General features: G+C 40.1%; 16 protein-coding genes and 1 other annotated feature. Of the genes, 12 read left to right on the top strand and 4 right to left on the bottom strand.

The genetic code is table 11. From position 1 onward, the window contains the following. Positions 1-699 precede the first annotated feature (699 nt). Together MOO44_RS02915 and MOO44_RS02910 are read right to left on the bottom strand one after the other, a co-directional pair. Positions 700-1659, bottom strand: coding sequence for a GMP reductase (locus MOO44_RS02915; protein ID WP_260116931.1), 960 nt, complete (start codon positions 1657-1659; stop codon positions 700-702). Positions 1660-1700: 41 nt separating this feature from the next. Continuing rightward, positions 1701-2999 carry an adenylosuccinate synthase gene (locus tag MOO44_RS02910; protein ID WP_260116930.1) on the bottom strand — a complete coding sequence of 433 codons (1299 nt, stop codon included), beginning with the start codon at positions 2997-2999 and terminating at the stop codon, positions 1701-1703. A 230-nt stretch (positions 3000-3229) separates the two neighbouring features. Here MOO44_RS02910 and purB point away from each other — a divergent pair, with 230 nt between their 5' ends. The 8 genes from purB (at position 3230) to MOO44_RS02870 (ending at position 13307) form a co-directional block, all read left to right on the top strand. After that, complete coding sequence (gene purB / locus MOO44_RS02905) at positions 3230-4528, top strand: adenylosuccinate lyase (RefSeq protein WP_260116929.1); 1299 nt, start codon at positions 3230-3232, stop codon at positions 4526-4528. A 118-nt stretch (positions 4529-4646) separates the two neighbouring features. Beyond that, positions 4647-5135: a hypothetical protein gene (locus tag MOO44_RS02900; RefSeq protein ID WP_260116928.1), complete on the top strand. Its 489-nt coding sequence runs from the start codon at positions 4647-4649 to the stop codon at positions 5133-5135. A 159-nt stretch (positions 5136-5294) separates the two neighbouring features. Then, positions 5295-7295, top strand: a complete 2001-nt coding sequence (locus MOO44_RS02895; protein WP_260116927.1) for a glycoside hydrolase family 68 protein — start codon at positions 5295-5297, stop codon at positions 7293-7295. A gap of 39 nt (positions 7296-7334) precedes the next feature. Then, complete coding sequence (locus MOO44_RS02890) at positions 7335-9359, top strand: glycoside hydrolase family protein (RefSeq protein ID WP_260116926.1); 2025 nt, start codon at positions 7335-7337, stop codon at positions 9357-9359. Positions 9360-9494: 135 nt separating this feature from the next. Further along, positions 9495-9728 (top strand) — a binding site (T-box leader). A 72-nt stretch (positions 9729-9800) separates the two neighbouring features. After that, entirely contained in the window at positions 9801-10616 is an 816-nt protein-coding gene (locus tag MOO44_RS02885) for a MetQ/NlpA family ABC transporter substrate-binding protein (protein WP_260116925.1), read from the top strand. Between the two features lie 18 nt (positions 10617-10634). After that, positions 10635-11717, top strand: a complete 1083-nt coding sequence (locus tag MOO44_RS02880; RefSeq protein WP_260116924.1) for a methionine ABC transporter ATP-binding protein — start codon at positions 10635-10637, stop codon at positions 11715-11717. Further along, positions 11718-12407, top strand: a complete 690-nt coding sequence (locus tag MOO44_RS02875; RefSeq protein WP_260116923.1) for a methionine ABC transporter permease — start codon at positions 11718-11720, stop codon at positions 12405-12407. A 261-nt stretch (positions 12408-12668) separates the two neighbouring features. Further along, complete coding sequence (locus MOO44_RS02870; RefSeq protein WP_260116922.1) at positions 12669-13307, top strand: VTT domain-containing protein; 639 nt, start codon at positions 12669-12671, stop codon at positions 13305-13307. Between the two features lie 71 nt (positions 13308-13378). On the opposite strand, the gene MOO44_RS02865 is transcribed toward MOO44_RS02870, so the two are convergent. Both MOO44_RS02865 and MOO44_RS02860 read right to left on the bottom strand, forming a co-directional pair. Beyond that, on the bottom strand, positions 13379-14317 hold the full coding sequence (locus MOO44_RS02865) for an alpha/beta hydrolase (protein WP_260116921.1): 939 nt from the start codon (positions 14315-14317) through the stop codon (positions 13379-13381). 18 nt (positions 14318-14335) lie between these two features. Further along, positions 14336-15121 (bottom strand): tyrosine-protein phosphatase, encoded by a 786-nt coding sequence (locus tag MOO44_RS02860; RefSeq protein ID WP_260116920.1) that lies wholly within the window; start codon positions 15119-15121, stop codon positions 14336-14338. A 184-nt stretch (positions 15122-15305) separates the two neighbouring features. Between MOO44_RS02860 and MOO44_RS02855 the strand changes: the two genes are divergently transcribed. The 4 genes from MOO44_RS02855 to MOO44_RS02840 all read left to right on the top strand — a co-directional run bounded on the left by MOO44_RS02855 (position 15306) and on the right by MOO44_RS02840 (position 17995). Next, entirely contained in the window at positions 15306-15902 is a 597-nt protein-coding gene (locus MOO44_RS02855) for a TetR/AcrR family transcriptional regulator (RefSeq protein ID WP_260116919.1), read from the top strand. A gap of 1 nt (position 15903) precedes the next feature. Then, positions 15904-16971, top strand: a complete 1068-nt coding sequence (locus MOO44_RS02850) for an ABC transporter permease (RefSeq protein WP_260116918.1) — start codon at positions 15904-15906, stop codon at positions 16969-16971. Positions 16972-16974: 3 nt separating this feature from the next. Then, positions 16975-17670: an ABC transporter ATP-binding protein gene (locus tag MOO44_RS02845; RefSeq protein WP_260116917.1), complete on the top strand. Its 696-nt coding sequence runs from the start codon at positions 16975-16977 to the stop codon at positions 17668-17670. A gap of 76 nt (positions 17671-17746) precedes the next feature. After that, a complete protein-coding gene (locus tag MOO44_RS02840; RefSeq protein WP_260116916.1) occupies positions 17747-17995 on the top strand; it encodes a hypothetical protein in 249 nt (82 codons plus the stop codon). Positions 17996-18057 lie beyond the last annotated feature (62 nt).

The raw sequence follows: 18057 nt of genomic DNA, 5'->3' as shown, positions 1-18057 counted from the left end.
CATATTCTCTTGAATTTCTACATTGAAAATTTTCATTTGATTTTGAATCCATAATTCGTTTTTCAAAGGAATTGAATAAATGATTGTATTTCCATTTAAAACTATGGAACAAAAGTAATTTAATTCAGCTTCTTTATTCCATTATTTAGTCATATGAGCAGTTTGATTATAATCATGATTACAATCAAAAACATTAATAAATTGCACTAAACAAAAAGAGATTGCAATTAAGCAATCCCTTGATGATTAATACTTATGGTATACTATGTATGTGGAGTTATTAAGCTCCACGAACCTAAAAAATACACGGGTGGTGGTTAAATTAACCAAGTTATTGGTTACACACCATGTTGGTAGCTACTGGCATAGCTAAAGTTACAGGTGCAAGGTTGCACTTACCAACTTTAGTAACTATTTTGTGCTAACCTATCAGCAAACTTATTGTATATCATTTTTAGGGTAAATACAATAAGCCTGCTCTTGATTGAGCGGGCTTATTTTGTCCGCTCCTATGCTAAATAATGACCAAGTAAAATTAATTCAGATAAGCAGAAACAATAACAATTAATCGAATTTTATACTAAACGATTGGATAATTCGTTGTCATCGTTCTTTTGAACGAAATTTAGTTTAATATTAATAATAAACACCACCAAAAAAGCTCATTAACGTTAAATAACGTTGATGAGCTTTTTTGAATTAATCGTCTGAATCTAAAACCACGTAGTTCACAGTCTTAATGGCAGAAAGATCCTTACCACCAGCGTATGAAATCGATGATTGTAAATCTTCTTGCATTTCGCGCAGGGTGTTTTGAATGTCGCCCCGGTATGGAATCAACATTTGCCGACCTTCCACGTTCTTGTATTCACCCTTTTGGGTGTCAGAAGCGGAACCCCAGTATTGTTTGTATTGCTTACCATCAATGGTAATAACACTACCAGGTGATTGTTCGTGACCGGCAAAGAGGGAACCAATCATGGTCATCGTAGCACCAAAGCGAATTGACTTTGCAATGTCACCGTTAGTTCTTAAACCACCATCAGCGATCATTGGCTTACGAGCAGCCTTAGCACACCACTTGAGGGCGGCTAATTGCCAACCACCAGTTCCGAAACCGGTCTTTAACTTAGTGATACATGCCTTACCAGGACCAATTCCGATCTTAGTAGCATCCGCACCGGCGTTTTCGATTTCCCGGACGGCATCAGGAGTTCCTAGGTTCCCAGCAATTAAGAAACTAGCTGGAATTTTTTCCTTGATGTACTTGATCATCTTGATTACAAAATCAGAGTGACCATGGGCAACGTCGATGGTGATGTATTCTGGGGTTAAGCCCTCATTAACGAGTTCGTCAATAAAATCGTATTCGCTATCCTTGATTCCAACACTAATGGATGCGAATAGACCCTTTGATTGCATGTCTTTAATAAAATCGACCCGCTTTTCGGGTTGGAACCGGTGCATTACGTAGAAGTAGTCGTTGGATGCTAACCATTCTGCTAATTCTTCATTAATAACGGTTTGCATGTTTGCTGGCACGACTGGCATTTTAAAAGTTCTAGGGCCTAAGGTAACGCTAGTATCAGCTTCCTTTCGGCTCTTAATAATACATTTACTTGGAATTAATTGGATGTCTTCATAATCAAATACTTTCATTTGAACGCCTCCATAAATAAAAACAACAGGTGTAGTAACAATTATTGCTTGTCAGCGGTATCCCAGGCATTAATCATGATGTTAGTAGCGTCACGATCAGGGCCCACGGCAAACGTATCCAGTTTGATGCCGACAAGTTCACTTACTCGTTTTAGGTAGTTCTGTGCGTTGACCGGGAGTTCATCAACCGTTTTACACTTGGTAATGTCTTCGTCCCAGCCGGGCAGTTCTTCGTACACTGGCTTGCAGCGTTCGAGAACGGAGTTATTAGCAGGGTAGTTTTCAATGGTTTGCCCATCCACTTCGTACTTAGTAGCGATCTTAATGGTCTTAAGGCCCGAAAGAACGTCCAAACAATTTAATGATAGGTAGGTTAATCCGGAAACCCGCTTGGCATGTCTTAAGACCACGGCATCTAACCAACCAATTCGACGGGGCCGTTTAGTAACGACACCGTATTCATGGGCAATATCACGGATTCGATCAGCCACTTCGTCATGGAGTTCGGTCGGAAACGGACCGTCTCCAACACGGGAAGTGTATGCCTTACAAACCCCAATCACTTCACTAATGCGACTAGGACCGATTCCGGCACCGACGGCAGCCCCACCAGCGATGGGATTAGATGATGTAACGAATGGGTAGGTCCCGTGGTCAACATCTAACATAACCCCTTGGGCGCCTTCGAATAACACGTGTTTGCCGGCATCAAGGGCATCGTTAATTAGTAATGAGGTATCAGTAACGTATTTTTTGATTTGTTGACCGTATTCATAGTATTCATCGAAGATATCATCAAAGTCGAGTGGATCTTCATTGAACATCTTGGTCAAAAATTGATTTTTAATTTTAAGGGCTTGGTGTAATTTCTCAGCAAAGGTATCCTTATCAATTAAATCGGCAATTCGAATCCCGATTCGTTCAAGTTTATCCATGTAGGCCGGACCGATTCCCTTTTTAGTGGTTCCGATTTTTTCGTCCTTTAAACGTTCCTGGAGCCCATCGAATAAGATATGGTAAGGCATAATTACGTGGCTTCGACTGGAAATTCTGAGGTTATCAGTATCAATTCCATTATCATTTAGATATTTTAGCTCAGATAGGAGTGACTTGGGGTTTACAACGACCCCGTTGCCAATCACACTGAGTTTATCATTGAAAAAGATTCCAGAAGGAATTAGGGAAAGGTGTAATTCCTTTCCATCGATCACGATGGTGTGACCGGCGTTGTCACCACCAGAGTAGCGGACAATCATGTCGGCGCGTTGACTTAAAAAGTCGGTAATTTTTCCCTTTCCTTCGTCTCCCCATTGGCTTCCAACGATAACAATTGATGACATATAAACACCTCGTAGAATTTTTTAGGTTAGCATTAATTTAAGCAACCTATAAGATTTTACCATTAAAAAAGAAAAAATCAAGAACAATCGGTCTTTTTTAAAAAACAAAGTTCGGATTTAAAGGAATATTAAACTATTAATAGATTAATATTCCTTTTTTTCCGAAAATTATTTGTTGAATGTGTTATAATAATTGTGAAATCGAAATTAATATAAAAGGTGATTAGCTAATGATAGATCGATATACACGAAGTGAAATGGGCCAAATTTGGTCTAAGCACAACCAATTTAAAGCTTGGTTAGAAGTAGAAGTTGCGATTGATGAAGCTTGGTCCAAATTAGGCCACATTCCTGCTGAAGATGTAGAAAAGATTAAAAAGAATGCTAAGTTCGATGAAAAACGGATTTCAGAAATTGAAGCCGTTACCCATCATGACGTCGTAGCATTTACCAGAAATGTATCAGAATCATTAGGCCCTGAAAAGAAATGGGTGCACTTTGGAGTGACCAGCACCGACGTTGTTGATACTTCATACGGCCTCCGTTTTAAACAAGCAAACGCAATTTTAAGAAAAGATATTCAAGAACTAATCGATGTAATTGCTGCCCAAGCACTTAAGTACAAGGATACGGTCATGATCGGTCGGACCCACGGGGTGCAAGCCGAACCAACCACCTTTGGGTTAAAGATTGCTCGTTGGTACTCAGAAATGAAGCGGAACCAAAAACGCTTTGAAGAAACTTCCCGTGAAGTGGAGGCCGGTAAAATTTCCGGTGCCGTTGGAACCTTTGCCAACATTCCACCATTCGTGGAAGAATATGTATGTGATAAGTTGGGCATTCGGGCTCAGGAAATTTCTAGTCAGATCTTGCCACGGGACCTCCACGCTGACTACGTGGGGACGTTAGCATTGATTGCGACTAGTTTAGAAGAATTCGCCACTGAAATTAGGGGACTACAACGTTCAGAAGTGCATGAAGTCGAAGAACACTTCAATGCTGGTCAAAAGGGTTCCTCTGCAATGCCGCATAAGCGCAACCCGGTCGGTTCTGAAAACATCTGTGGATTAGCACGGGTCGTTCGGGGCCACATGGTCACTGCTTATGAAGACGTGCCACTTTGGCACGAACGAGATATTTCCCATTCATCAGCTGAACGAATCATTATGCCTGATACCACGATTCTATTGGACTACATGTTGCACCGCTTCACTGGGATCTTGAGGGACTTAACCGTCTTCCCAGATCGGATGAAGGCAAACATGCAAATTACCCACGGGTTGATTTACAGTCAACGGGTGATGTTGAAGCTAATCGATAGCGGGATGACGCGTGAAGCCGCATACGATTTAGTCCAACCATTGACCGCGAAGTCATGGGATGAGAGCCTGCCATTTAAGGAATTAGTAGAGGGCAATCAGGATATCACCAGTCACCTTTCACAGGCTGATATTGACGATGCCTTTGATTACCATTACCACATTCGGCGTGCGGATGAAGTCTTCAAGCGCGTTGGATTATTAAAATAATAATCAAACCGGTAAATCCACTCAATGAGGTTTACCGGTTTTTTGTATCTTTTTAAATCAGTTGGGTTCAATTATAATAATCAATATCAATATAATGATTTTATAAAGGGGTTAGATAATGATGGAATTACAATGTGGTCGCTGTAATCTTGAATTTGATAGTCTGTTTCTGGAATGTCCGCATTGCAATGCACCGAGTATTTTTGCGACACCGCTAGGGCAGGTGCTTTACGATGCAGAGATAGTGGATTCCATTACTGATATTTACGATCATTCCAATTTTGCAGAATTAAGTGCTGATTCTAATCCAACCTCGCATTTAGAGCCTAATGATGCCAATATGGAATCGGATGGGGAAATTAATGATGAGGAAATCGATGATGATGCAATTGATGATTTGATCGATGATGCTGATGACCATGAGGACCTTTTAGAATCATTAGAGGACCAGATTGATCTAGATGATGCAAATGAAATTCAGGATGGTATTGATCCGAATGATGATGCAAATGAAATCCATGGTGGAATCGAAGCTGATGATGTTTTAGATTCAATCGATAATGATGATTGGATGGATTCTGATTTTGAAGGAAATGATGATTACTAATCCGATTTCATGGTGATTGGTTGATTCGATTACTCATCAAAAACAGCAATTAAATATAAAGATTAAGATTCGTGGCTTTGACATATAAAATGGGAAGCGACGCTTTTTGTGTGTTAATATTAATTAGTTTATAAGTTTAATTAACGGAGATGAATGAAGTTGCAAAAAAGAACTCAGCACAAGCGGATGGCCCATCTTAAATATTGGATCAGTGGGGCATTACTCCTAGGTGTGATTTTAATTGCAGGTGGTATTTATGGGTACCACGAATGGAAATATTCTACTAATACTTACTATGTAAATAGTTCGGCCATTTTATTCACTAAGGCTGATAAAAATAGTAAGCCGCTTTCCTATTTAGGGCGGAATTCTAAGGTGACTAGAACGGGTCGTGGTTACTCTAAGTGGATGAAGGTCACGTATAAAAACGCCTACGGGACTAAGCGGGGGTACGTTCAAGGAACCAAGTTATCACGCATTGGTTATAAGTACGCCCAAAAGGGAACGGCTTATTATCAGAGTGCTAATTCTTCATCAGCAGCTGGGAAGCTTGCCGACCATAACGTGCTCGTAAAAACTGATAATACCTCAGGAAAGGTGGCTGCTAATTATGATGGTAAGACGGTGTATGTTGATGCTAGTAAATTAACGACTAAGCCGGTTACATTTAGCGATAGCTATGGAACGAATCATTATACCCGTTATAATATGAAGCACGTGCCAGCCGCTGCAAAACTAACTAAGCATCAAGTGCCTAGCTTTAAGAACGTTGCGATTTCTGACGTTACGAATGCCCGGATTACGAATCGATTGCATAAGGACCGGACTGACCAATTAGACGTTTGGGATAGTTGGCCACTTCAAGACGGCAAGGGCAACCTGGTTAATTACCACGGCTACCACGTGGTCTTTGCAATGGCAAATGATCCTAAGACCAATGAAGAAAACGGTGCTGAGTACGGGGCATCAATTTACATGTTCTATCAAAAAATCGGCACTGACACCAGTGATATTTCATCGTGGTATAATGGTGGAAAGATCTTTAAGTCTAAAACTGATGGTAGCGATGGAAAGAGTAAGTATCTAAAGAAGCAAACTGACGAGTGGTCTGGATCAACGGTTGTTCAGGGGACGAACCACGTTCGGGTATTTTATACCGCCTTCTCTGGAGCAAAACGCCATGGTGGGAATGGGTACAATGAACAGGCATTGGCGACCGCTAAATTAAAGATCACTGCGACTAGCAACGGTCTAAAAATTGATCACAATGCGACTACCGACCATAAGACCATCTTCTTTGGTGATGGGAAGTACTATCAAAGTACTGATCAGACCAAGAAGGAGGCAATGGAATTTACTGCCGATGATTTTACACTTAGGGATCCACACTACATTGAAGATAACGGTCATAAGTACCTAGTCTTTGAGGGGAATACTGGGACTAAGTTAGGCGGCCCGGCATACAGTGATAATAATAACTATAATTACGCTAATATTGGCGGGAGTAAAAAGTATCAAAAGCAAGTGCAAAAACAACTGGTCAAGAACCGCAATACTTGGAATGGACTCAGAAACCAATACACTAATGGCGCGATTGGAATTGTAGAGTTAACCAACCATTATACGGTTAAGAAGGTCATGAAGCCATTAGTTACGTTTAACGGGGTTGATGATGAGACCGAACGGCCAAACATATTTAAGAAAAACGGGAAATGGTATCTATTTACGGATACCCGTGGAACCCACATGTTGAAGAGTACAATCAGTCGGAAGGGCATCTTCATGCTCGGCTTTTCTGCCAATAAGTTGACCGGCCCTTACAAACCATTGAACGGCAAGAGTGGGGTGGTGTTATCATCGACCGAATTAAACCCCAATAACCGGCGTTTCACATACTCCTACTTCGTGATTAATAATCCAAATAGTAATAACCTAGTGGTAACTAGTTATATGACGAAGGCGGGGGATGCTAAGTTACGCGGTGGGCATTCCACGTTTGCACCAAGCTTTTTACTCAATATCAATGGAAATCGGACTAGCGTGGTTGCTAATTCGATTCTGCCGCAGGGCGCCCTTACCAATAGTGTTTTTGCTGGGACTACCGGGACGAGCGGAACGACCACGAATACCGCTACGAACACGACCAGTCCATTTTCATAATCACAAAATAATCAATAAATGACTTAAGGGGGGGATTTAATGATGAAATTTAACTATCGATGCCAAATCAATCGAAGCTTAAAGTGGCTAATGCTGTCAACAGCTGCACTTACAGTGTTTGTTTTTAGTACTACAAAGGTTGATGCGACCCCACCCGTGCATGCATCAGCATTTAATATGGTCCCGACATTTAACTTTGGTGAAAATGCAATTCAGATGGCTCAATCACAGGTCGATCGGGCCGCTTCGTCTGGGGCACAGGTCGTTGGCCAAGTGAATGGTAAGCAAGCGGCCCAGTTTTCAACTTCAGCTAGTGCGGCCAATAACACGATTTCGACCGACCCCATGAATGCAGTTCCGTTGGGGCAAAATGCCGCTAATGCGATTACGCAGGCCGCAACGAACATCGTCAACCAGGTGGTGTTACAAAAATCATTCAGTGATGCCTATGTTGATGCTAGCGCAAAGCTTTATGATAACCCGGTCGATGGTGACGTTACGTCTTCGCTAGGGGGTGATAACACCCAGGTCCAGACGGCCGATTACGTGGTTAAGAATAAGGTCCCCACCATGTATAATAATAATCTGTACTATGTTGATCAAAATGCGGTTAGTAATGTTGAAACGGCTGCAGTGAACCCGTTAAATAAGAATACATTTACCCAGCGTTATCACTACAACATCCCGAATGGCTTTATGAATGACATTCAGTCAATTATCAAAGTTGGCGATGTTTGGAACATCTACTACCTCTCAAATGATCAAAGAAATACTGGCAGTAGTACCGAATGGTCACTAGTGCAAACCCGCGATTTTAAATCATTCGTTAATCGCGGGGTGGCCATTCCACGCAACACCGGTGGTTGGGAATCGGTCGCTACGGGTTCGGTAATGCTAAATAATCAAAATGGCCACATTGTGAATCCCAATCTACCAGCGAACGCCATTTTAGCATTCTTTACCGGGTTTACCGAAGGGCGGCAAAACGTGTATGAGGCATACTCTACTGATGGAGGGATTACCTTTCAACCAGCCCAAAACGAGCCGGTTATGAATCAGTATAGTCAAGGGGGCGCGTTCCGTGATCCCAAGGTATTATGGGATCCAGATAAGCAACAAATCGTGATGTACATTGCCCAAGGGACCACTAACAGTGGTGGTGACGAAATTGGCACCTTTACTAGCCCCACGGGGACGCCCAATACCTGGACTGAAATTGGAAATAGCGCTTCATTTGATCCTGAGATGAACGATGATGCTCCAGGGATGTTAGAATGTCCGAATGTAATTCGCAATGTTTATGACTATGCTACCCATAAGGAAAAATCAGTGTTATTCTTTAGTGGTGATGGTGGCGAAGGGGGCAAGGGCCTTTACTATCAAGTTGGCCATATTAATTCAAGTGGCTTATTTATTGCCGATAGTAGTAGTAATGTGCGGAGAATTGATAACGGGACCGATGACTACGCTGCGAATTACGAACCAATGGATTCACAGGGAAAACAAATTATGATGATTGGTTGGATTGGTAATTGGGACCGTGGTTATGGTAGTTTTATGAAGGCGAATAATAATTATCATATTGGCTCGTTTACGTTACCCCGGATTTTAACCCTTAAGAACGGGGTGTTGAATGAAAAGGTGGTGGAACCAGCTAATCGGCTTTTCTATCACAAAAAGAAGAGTAATGGATTGACGCTAAAGGGGACTAATACCAGTAGTAAAATTGTGGTCACCTTTAAAAAGCCGGTCTCACAAAATGTGTTTGCCATGGTGCAAAATGATACCACTACGAACGTTAACGTCTTTTCTAACGGAAAGAAGAACCAACAAAATAACGTTACGATTTCACAGCCATTTAGTCAGTTAAGCGGTGCTAATGATATCTCGAATCGATTAGACCACCCTGCTAAGCAATTTATTTTCTACATTGACAAGAGTTCAATTGAAGTCGTAATTCCTGAATTAGGGAAGATTTACACGATTTTAAAACTCTCGACTGATAATCAACTCAAGTTTAATACGCAGCATAAAGCGGATGTGAAAGCATACCGGTTTAATTAATCAAAATGGGAATTGATGTTCAAATTCCCATTTTTTATGCTGATTTGCCTGTATTATTAAAAAATAATTAAAAAATGCTTGATTTTATTTTAAAAGATTGTACAATAATAAGTAATAAATGAGATATAGAGATACATAAACAAAGTGATCAGGAGAGTAGTCGTTAACGATGGTTCAGAAAGTCTACGGTTAATGTGAGTAGATCGATTCGTAATGGTGAATATGGCCTGTGATTTGGTGCTATTGATATTTAAATAGCAATGGGGTGGCAACCATTATTAATTGCACGCGTTATTTTGACGTTGTTGAGGGCAAAAAAGTAATTTTTTGCTGAATTAGAATGGTACCACGGTAAAAGCCGTTTCTAGCGATAGTCTAGGAACGGCTTTTTTGTTTATTTCTATATTTCATTAAAAATTATACGCTGAGGGGCGATTGAGTATGAAAAAATTCATTAAGTATTTATTCTTATTAGCTTTATTAGTTACATTACCATTAACTTTGGCAGCCTGTGGAAACTCCAAGAAAACGGTTAAATTAGGAATCATGGGAAATGATTACCGGATTTGGAATCCAATTAAGAAAACGTTGGCCAAGGAAGGCATCAATTTGCAATTAGTTTCATTTAGTGATTATTCCCAACCAAACGGGGCGCTACAAAACCATGAAATTAATGCGAATGCTTTCCAACACCAAGCATTCTTGGATAACTGGAACAAGGCGCACAAATCAAGCATTGTTTCAATCGGAAACACTGTGTTAACGCCAATTGGCTTATACTCCCATAAAATTAGCAGTATCAAGGACTTAAAGAAGGGCGACACGATTTCACTTCCAAATGATCCAACGAACGAAGGAAGAGCACTTCAACTCCTTGCTTACTACGGATTAATCAAGGTTAAGGATCCAACTGGATTCCCAACAACTAAGGATGTTTACGATAACAAGTTAAACTTGAAGTTTACACCACTAGATGCAGCACAAACGGCACGTTCATTGGATGATGTTACCGCTGCAATTGTTAACACGAACTATGCATTGGATGCTAAGTTGAATCCTAAGAAGGCCTTAATCAAGGAAAAGGTAAACGAAGAATCCAAACCATACATTAACATTATTGCTACTAACAAGTCTGACAAGAACAACAAGGAATTAAAGAAGGTCGTTGAAGCTTACCAAACTGCTGCTACCGCAAAGAATATTGAAAAGACTTACAAAGGAGCATTTATCCCTGCTTGGAATATCAAGTTAAAATAGTTAATTGAGGGGGAATTCATGATGGCTCAAGTGGAGTTAAAACACATTGACGTAACGTTTAAACAAAAAAAGCAATCCATTAAAGCCGTTTCTGACGTGTCGCTATCGATTGAAAAGGGAGATATTTTTGGAATTGTTGGTTATTCCGGTGCTGGTAAAAGTACGCTCGTTCGGGTTGTGAACCGGCTTCAAGAACCCACAGCTGGCGAAGTGATCATCAATGGCCAAAATATTGAAAAATTCAATGGGGCTAAGTTAAGACAAGTTAGACGTAAGATTGGCATTATTTTTCAACACTTTAATTTAATGAATGCCCGGACCATTTTTAATAATGTTGAGTATCCACTATTGGGAACCAAGGTTAGTAAGCATGATCGACAAGCAAAGGTGACCAAGCTACTCAAACTAGTCGGGTTGTTTGAAAAGAAGGATTACTATCCTTCTCAACTATCTGGTGGGCAAAAGCAACGGGTCGCAATTGCTAGGGCCCTGGCAAGTGATCCAGAAATTCTAATTAGTGATGAAGCCACCAGTGCGTTGGATCCTAAGACGACCCAATCAATTCTTAGGTTGTTGCATAAACTAAATCAGGAACTAAATCTAACGATCTTATTGATTACCCACGAAATGGATGCCGTTAAGTCAGTATGTAATAAGGTTGCGGTAATGGATACCGGAAAGGTCGTTGAAGAGGGCAGCCTCCTGGACATCTTCAGTGCGCCTAAGAACGATTTGACGCGGGACTTTATTGAAACCACGAATCAAATCAAACCCGCATTACGGGTCTTGAGTCATCAAGAAGCCTTTGTTAACTACGATAATCGGCGCTTAGTTGAGCTTCAATACCTGGGTGATAATACCAATAATCCGGTCATTATTGAACTATTTGAGAAGTTTAACGTTACCGCCAACATTATTTTTGGGAACGTAGAGTTCATTCAAGGTGTGCCATTGGGACATTTAATTGTGACCCTTAGTGGAACTGATGCTGAAATTGCTCAAGCTAAGGAGTACCTCCATGCTAATCAAATTCATGTTCATGATATTGACTTAGCAAGGGTCCGGGAACAAGAAGCGTTGGAAGAAAGGGAGGAAGCATAGATGGGATTATTTAGTCAGTACTTTCCAAATGTTGCTAACTCGATTCAGAGCTTTGTTCAAGCAACGTGGGAAACCATTTATATGACGGCGATTACGGCGTTAATTGCCGGAGCTTTTGGAATCTTGATTGGGGTGTTATTAGTAATTACCGGTCCCGATGGGATTGCCCAGCAATCAGCGTTTTACACCATTTTGGATAAAATTGTAAACCTGTTCCGATCGATTCCGTTTATCATTTTACTTGCGGTGATTGCACCGGTAACTAGGCTAATTGTCGGAACCAGTATTGGAACGATTGCTGCGATTGTGCCGTTGATCGTATCGACGACCCCCTTTTACGCCCGGCAAGTTCAAAATGCGCTTTTGGATGTTGATGAGGGAATTATTGAAGCGGCCCAAGCAATGGGGTCCAGCAATTTAGCAATTATTTTTCGGGTCTATTTAAAGGAAGGGCTGCCAGCAATCATTAGATCATCAGTAGTGACTTTAATTAGCTTGATTGGTTTAACTGCAATGGCCGGAACCGTTGGTGGTGGTGGTTTAGGTAACTTAGCCATCATGACCGGTTACCAAAGATTTGAAAATGATGTTACGATCATGTCAATGATCATCATTTTGATTATCGTCTTTATTATCCAAATCATTGGTGATTTGCTTGCTAAGAAGACCTACCATGAAAATATTAATTAATGGATTGAACTAAAGTACCTCAATTTTGATTGAGGAAATTAAAGAGCTCCCCAGTTTAATTTGTTAACTACTTTTGCACTATTTCACTAGTGGTTGTTAAGCGCCTAACGTTATTAAAGCCCCATTCTCACATGGGATAACTCAATATATGATTATATTTTAAGTCTATTTATTGTTTTTTCATAAATTAAATTCTAAACAGAATGATTACGATTGGATTTCTGCTAAAATATAAATACTAATTTATGAGGGGTAAATACTTTGGGAACTTTAATTGATTTTATTTTAAATATTGATAAGTACATTATTGATATCGTGAATACGTTTGGGGCTTGGACTTACCTAATCCTTTTTATCGTAATTTTATTGGAAACCGGTGCGGTAATTATGCCCTTTTTACCTGGTGATTCGTTACTATTTGCAGCCGCAGCATTAGCTGCTAACGCTAGCTATTCATTAAACATCTGGGTGTTTATCGGATTGTTTCTGGTTGCTGCGATTGCCGGGGACTCCATTAATTTTTGGGTGGGTGAAAAAGTGGGCCTCAAACTACTGGAACATAAATGGGTCCAAAAAATCATCAAACCAGAGCATCTTAATAAGACGCGGCAATTTTTTGAAAAACATGGTCCCGTAGCTATTTTTTTAGCTCGGTTCATGCCAATTCTTAGAACCCTAGTGCCATTTATCGCTGCAACTGGGAAAATGAATTATAAAAAATTTATCTTCTATAATGTTACTTCAGGAATTGCGTGGGTCCTGATTTGTTGTGGTGCTGGTTACTTCTTTGGGAACATTCCATTTATTCAAGAACATTTTTCTGCAGTCGTTTTAGGGATTGTTGCCGTATCACTATTACCAGCAGTGATTGGATTAGTTAGTCAAAAAATCAAGAAATAAAAATAGTGGTCATGATGATATGAAAAAACCTCCATCGATTGGACATTGCTGTCGAACCGATGGAGGTTTTTTTAATTGAAGTAGGTTTTTAAAAAGTCACTTACCCGTTGTCGATACTCGACCGGTTTCTTCCAAAAACTTTCGGCATGCTTAGCACCCTTAACGATCCATAGTTGTTTTGGTGAATCAGATGCCCGGTAATTTTCGTAGGCCATAAACGTAGGAACGTATGTGTCCTCGCTCCCATGAATAATTAAAATCGGCAGGTGGTTCTTTTGTAACTGTTTTGTTGTCGAGGCATCATTTAAGTAGTAGCCTAATCGCCGCTTGTTAATTGAACTGACCAGTGCTTCAAACGGATATTCTGGTAGGTTATAGCGGTATTGTAATAGGTACTTTAATTCCGCAGACACACTAGAATAACCACAATCTGCAATGATGGCCTCCACTTGTGGTGGTAAGTCGTCACCACTTAACATGGAAACGATTCCAGCTCCCATGCTGACTCCAAATAGTAAAATGCGACTATCAGGCCCCACCCGTTTAATGACCCGATCAATCCAGGCCAGGTAGTCCTTTTGGTCTAACCACCCAAAGCTGACGTACTTACCAGCACTTTCACCGTGCCCCCGGTCATCAGGAAGCATTACATTAAAGCCCATTTCATAGTACATCTTAGCGTAAGCAGACATTGTTTCCCTAGTGCCGTTATAACCGTGAGCGATGATAACGGTTTTATTGGTAGGGGTTTCATTTGGAATAAAGTCTGCAACCATGACCTCATCCGTTTCTGAATCAGTATTTCGCCAAACTTCCTTGTGGATGTTATTGTACCAATTCAGACATTGGTAGTATTCCTTAGCGTATGGGAGCAAAGTTTTAGATGGCTTCGGCTTTTTAGTCCGCCGATTCATTCCCATACGAAAGAAGTATTCACTAAGTGCGAATGTCCCAGCAGCAGCTGCGATGGGAATTCCTAAAATTAGTGGTAATTTACTGTGTTTTGCCATTGTGTTCCTCCAAATATTTTAGCTATTAGTCAGGTATTTATCCCTGAGTTTTTGAATGTCTGAATCACTTAATTGTAGATATTCATGGATAAAGTTATTCATATTACCGTATAGTTCCTTGATTTTATCCATAGCAGCATTGTAATAATCAATGGAAACGGTGTAAAGGGACTTTATATTTTCCTTACAAATATTATTAATATTGTAACGTTCATATTCCTTCACTTTCTTTTGAACGTATGGAACCATTTGCTTAGCTGATTCAAGGTAATCAGCTTGGATGTCTTTTTCATCAACTCCTAATACGAACATTAGCATCACGATTCCCATCCCAGTCCGATCCTTACCTTGTGAACAGTGAATTAATGAACTTTCACCAGGATCTTTTAGGAGGATTTGAAAGAGACGGCGGTATGAATCGCGAGCAATTGGGTTTTCGATGAGGTCTTCATAAACATGCTGCATGTGTAATTTACCAACCGTCGGATCAGTGGAGTATAGCTTCTTCATTACGTCTGCTGTTCGCCGTTGTTTTTGTTCAAAGATGGGGTTCTTGGAATATTTAATGCCATCCGGTAGTAAGTCCGGCTCCGAATCACGTTCCATTTTCGATCTGAGATCGATGTCGTTAGTGACCCCGTAATTTTTTAAGTATGCTTGATCATTTGAATCTAATTCGGCTAGGTTTCCAGAACGAATGATTTTATGCCACTTGGTAGTGCGACCATCACTAGTGGGGTAACCACCGATATCACGGAAATTATAACCGTTTTTAATGTTCAATAACCGTTTATTGTCTGTCATTATTACTCACTCTTTCATATTATTAGCTAGATTATCCTACTTCTATTCTAAAAGAAATATCTGAAATAAGATACTAATATTATTTGTGAATTCAAAAAGCTACTGATTGACACGGTGTCATCTTAATGTTAAACTACAATCAATCAATTATGACACGGTGTCATCGAATAGGAGCGTGGATAATATGCCGACTAAAACATTTGAAAATTTAAAACCAGATAAACGGGAAATCATTTTGAATGCACTGTTAAATGAATTTTCGCACTATAAACTACCTGATGCTCAGGTGGCGCGGATCATTAAGGATTGCGGAATTGCGCGCGGATCCTTTTATAAGTATTTTGCAGATTTAACTGATAGCTATCACTACACTTTAAAGCGGGTGTTAGATAAAGTGCACTTTGATGTGTTTAGTAGGATTAGGGAGAACCATCAGAACACACTAACTAGTTTTAATGCTGCCACAACTGATTTCATTAAGCGCATTAGCCAATCTAAGTACCTTGATTTTTATCGGCTATATGTTGAATACAATCAATATGAAATTAAGCGTCCGGTAGTGGACTACCATCATTTTAATCCGGAGCAGTTACCGCTATGGGTCAACGGGCAGTTATTATCGAATTCAAACGTGGCCGCAGTGATTTATAAAGCGGCCACAGCTGCTAGCCACAACACGATCAGAGCCATTTTAATGGGGGCTGATCGTAAGACTGAATTGGCGGATCTAAAAACAATGTTGCAGATTATGAATCAAGGATTGCTTGAAGAGGTGCATTAAGATGTTTTTAGGATTAAGGGAAGTTAAAAAGTATAAATTACGTTATGGCCTGATTACGTTCGTTTTATTATTAATCGCATACTTAATTTTTGTATTAACGGGGTTAGCGAATGGATTATCCTCATCAAATCGCTTAGCGATTGATTCTTGGGATGCCCAACAAATTGTGTTAAATGATGATGCAAACGGCTCATTGACTCAATCGAATCTAACCAGCAACCAGGTGGCTCACTTTAAGGGCGTTAACGATGAATCAACACTGGTTCAGCTGAACGCCAACGTTGCTAAGAATAAGAATGGTGCTAAATTGGGGGTCCAAGTGTTGGGAATTAACATGGACCAACCGATTTACCGGAATTTAAAAGTTGAATCGGGACACCGGTTTGCGAATGACCATCAAATTGTGGTCGATGATAGCTTAATCAAGGCGAATGGCTATCATGTTGGTGAATGGATTCGAATTGCCAATCACACCAAAAAATTCCAAATCGTAGGAATGACTAAGAATGCAAAGTTAAGCGTTGCACCGGTTATTTACGGTTCAACGAAGATGGTTCAAAAACTGAAGTTCGGTAAGCAAACACCTACTGTTAGTGCAATTGTTTTGAAGCATCACTTTAGCGGAGTGGCTGCAAGCGGAACCCAGGTAATGCGGATGGATCAATTTATTAATAAATTACCTGGTTATACCGCTCAGAATAATACTTTCAACTTTATGATTGGCTTTTTATTGGTAATTACGTTGTTCATCGTTGCCATCTTCCTATACGTATTAACAATTCAAAAGATTCCGTTTTTAGCGGTAATGAAGGTACAAGGAATTAGTAATTGGTACCTATTTAAGAGTATTGTAGGGCAAGCGTTAGCATTAGCAATTACTGGAATTGTGATTAGCGGAGCCCTGACATTTATGACTGCATTATCGATTCCCACTAGCGTTCCGATTCAATTTAATTTAGGCTTGTTGGGATTGATTTCACTGTTAATGGTAATCATTACCATATTAGGGGCCATAATTCCAATGCGCACGGTTGCTAAAATTGATCCGGCAACGGTAATTGGGGGTTAACAAATGGAAACGATTAAATTAGACCAAATTGAAAAAATTTACGGTAGGGGGGCTAGTGAAACTAAGGCCCTGAGTGGAATTAACTTTACTGCGGATGCGGGTGAATTAGTGTCCATTACCGGACCGTCTGGATCTGGGAAAAGTACCTTTTTAAAGCTCATTGGTGGCATCTTATCACCAACTAGTGGTGAGTTAACGATTAATGGGCAAAATTATAATCAAATGACCCGTGCACACCAAAGTCAATTTCGTTTAGATCAATTGGGCTTTATTCTTCAATCATATAACTTAGTCCCGTACTTAACCGTCCGCGAACAATTTGAACTGGTGGGTCGGGTTAAGCCAAAGCATAATTTAGCGCCAGCTGAATTTAAGGAGTTATGTAGTGCGTTAGCAATTGGTGATTTAATGAATGATTATCCAGACCAGTTATCAGGTGGACAGCAACAACGGGTGGCCATTGCTAGGGCGATGTACCCAAACCCAAGCATTATTTTAGCGGATGAACCTACAGCAGCTCTAGATGGTAAGCGGGCCGTGCAAATTATGGAAATTTTTCAAAAAATTGCGCATCACCAAAATAAGACGGTTTTATTAATTACCCATGATTCCCGGTTAATCAAATATGTGGATCGTAATTATCAGATTGTTGATGGCCACGGTCAGTTTGTAAGTAAGAACGACCAATCATTAGTCTAATGAATGCATTTTACTTTATAAATCCTTTCTAACAGTCTAAAATATAGGTACATCATTTATTGAGAGGGTATTGATTATGGAAAATTCAGAACGGAAATTAATTCAAGAAATTTTAAACACGGTTGACGTGTTATATGATTTTGAAAATACTGATGATGATAATAAGGAATATACCTTAGTATTACACCGTCAAGATAATGATCGGCGGCCATTGGAAGAGGTTAACGCCGAAGTTAAGAAGTACTTCCAAGAAGCTAACTTTACGTATAAAGAACAACTGAACCCCAATGAAGGCGTTGATATTCGAGTAGAAATCAAACGTTAATCAGTAGTGATTAAAAAATACGGACACCAGAATTACTGGTGTCCGTATTTTAATGTTAAGCT

The sequence above is a fragment of the Nicoliella spurrieriana genome, assembly GCF_023380205.1.
Taxonomy (GTDB): Bacteria; Bacillota; Bacilli; order Lactobacillales; family Lactobacillaceae; genus Nicoliella; species Nicoliella spurrieriana.
This window is presented reverse-complemented; position numbering and strand designations above follow the sequence as displayed.

Excerpts from the sequence above, each read along its gene's own strand:
- MOO44_RS02880 (WP_260116924.1), top strand. The coding sequence starts at position 10,635 with ATGATGGCTCAAGTGGAGTTAAAACACATTGACGTAACGTTTAAACAA.
- MOO44_RS02900 (WP_260116928.1), top strand. The coding sequence starts at position 4,647 with ATGATGGAATTACAATGTGGTCGCTGTAATCTTGAATTTGATAGTCTG.
- MOO44_RS02850 (WP_260116918.1), top strand. The coding sequence starts at position 15,904 with ATGTTTTTAGGATTAAGGGAAGTTAAAAAGTATAAATTACGTTATGGC.
- MOO44_RS02840 (WP_260116916.1), top strand. The coding sequence starts at position 17,747 with ATGGAAAATTCAGAACGGAAATTAATTCAAGAAATTTTAAACACGGTT.
- MOO44_RS02890 (WP_260116926.1), top strand. The coding sequence starts at position 7,335 with ATGATGAAATTTAACTATCGATGCCAAATCAATCGAAGCTTAAAGTGG.
- MOO44_RS02885 (WP_260116925.1), top strand. The coding sequence starts at position 9,801 with ATGAAAAAATTCATTAAGTATTTATTCTTATTAGCTTTATTAGTTACA.
- MOO44_RS02910 (WP_260116930.1), bottom strand. The coding sequence starts at position 2,999 with ATGTCATCAATTGTTATCGTTGGAAGCCAATGGGGAGACGAAGGAAAG.
- MOO44_RS02845 (WP_260116917.1), top strand. The coding sequence starts at position 16,975 with ATGGAAACGATTAAATTAGACCAAATTGAAAAAATTTACGGTAGGGGG.
- MOO44_RS02860 (WP_260116920.1), bottom strand. The coding sequence starts at position 15,121 with ATGACAGACAATAAACGGTTATTGAACATTAAAAACGGTTATAATTTC.
- MOO44_RS02875 (WP_260116923.1), top strand. The coding sequence starts at position 11,718 with ATGGGATTATTTAGTCAGTACTTTCCAAATGTTGCTAACTCGATTCAG.
- purB (WP_260116929.1), top strand. The coding sequence starts at position 3,230 with ATGATAGATCGATATACACGAAGTGAAATGGGCCAAATTTGGTCTAAG.
- MOO44_RS02855 (WP_260116919.1), top strand. The coding sequence starts at position 15,306 with ATGCCGACTAAAACATTTGAAAATTTAAAACCAGATAAACGGGAAATC.
- MOO44_RS02865 (WP_260116921.1), bottom strand. The coding sequence starts at position 14,317 with ATGGCAAAACACAGTAAATTACCACTAATTTTAGGAATTCCCATCGCA.
- MOO44_RS02915 (WP_260116931.1), bottom strand. The coding sequence starts at position 1,659 with ATGAAAGTATTTGATTATGAAGACATCCAATTAATTCCAAGTAAATGT.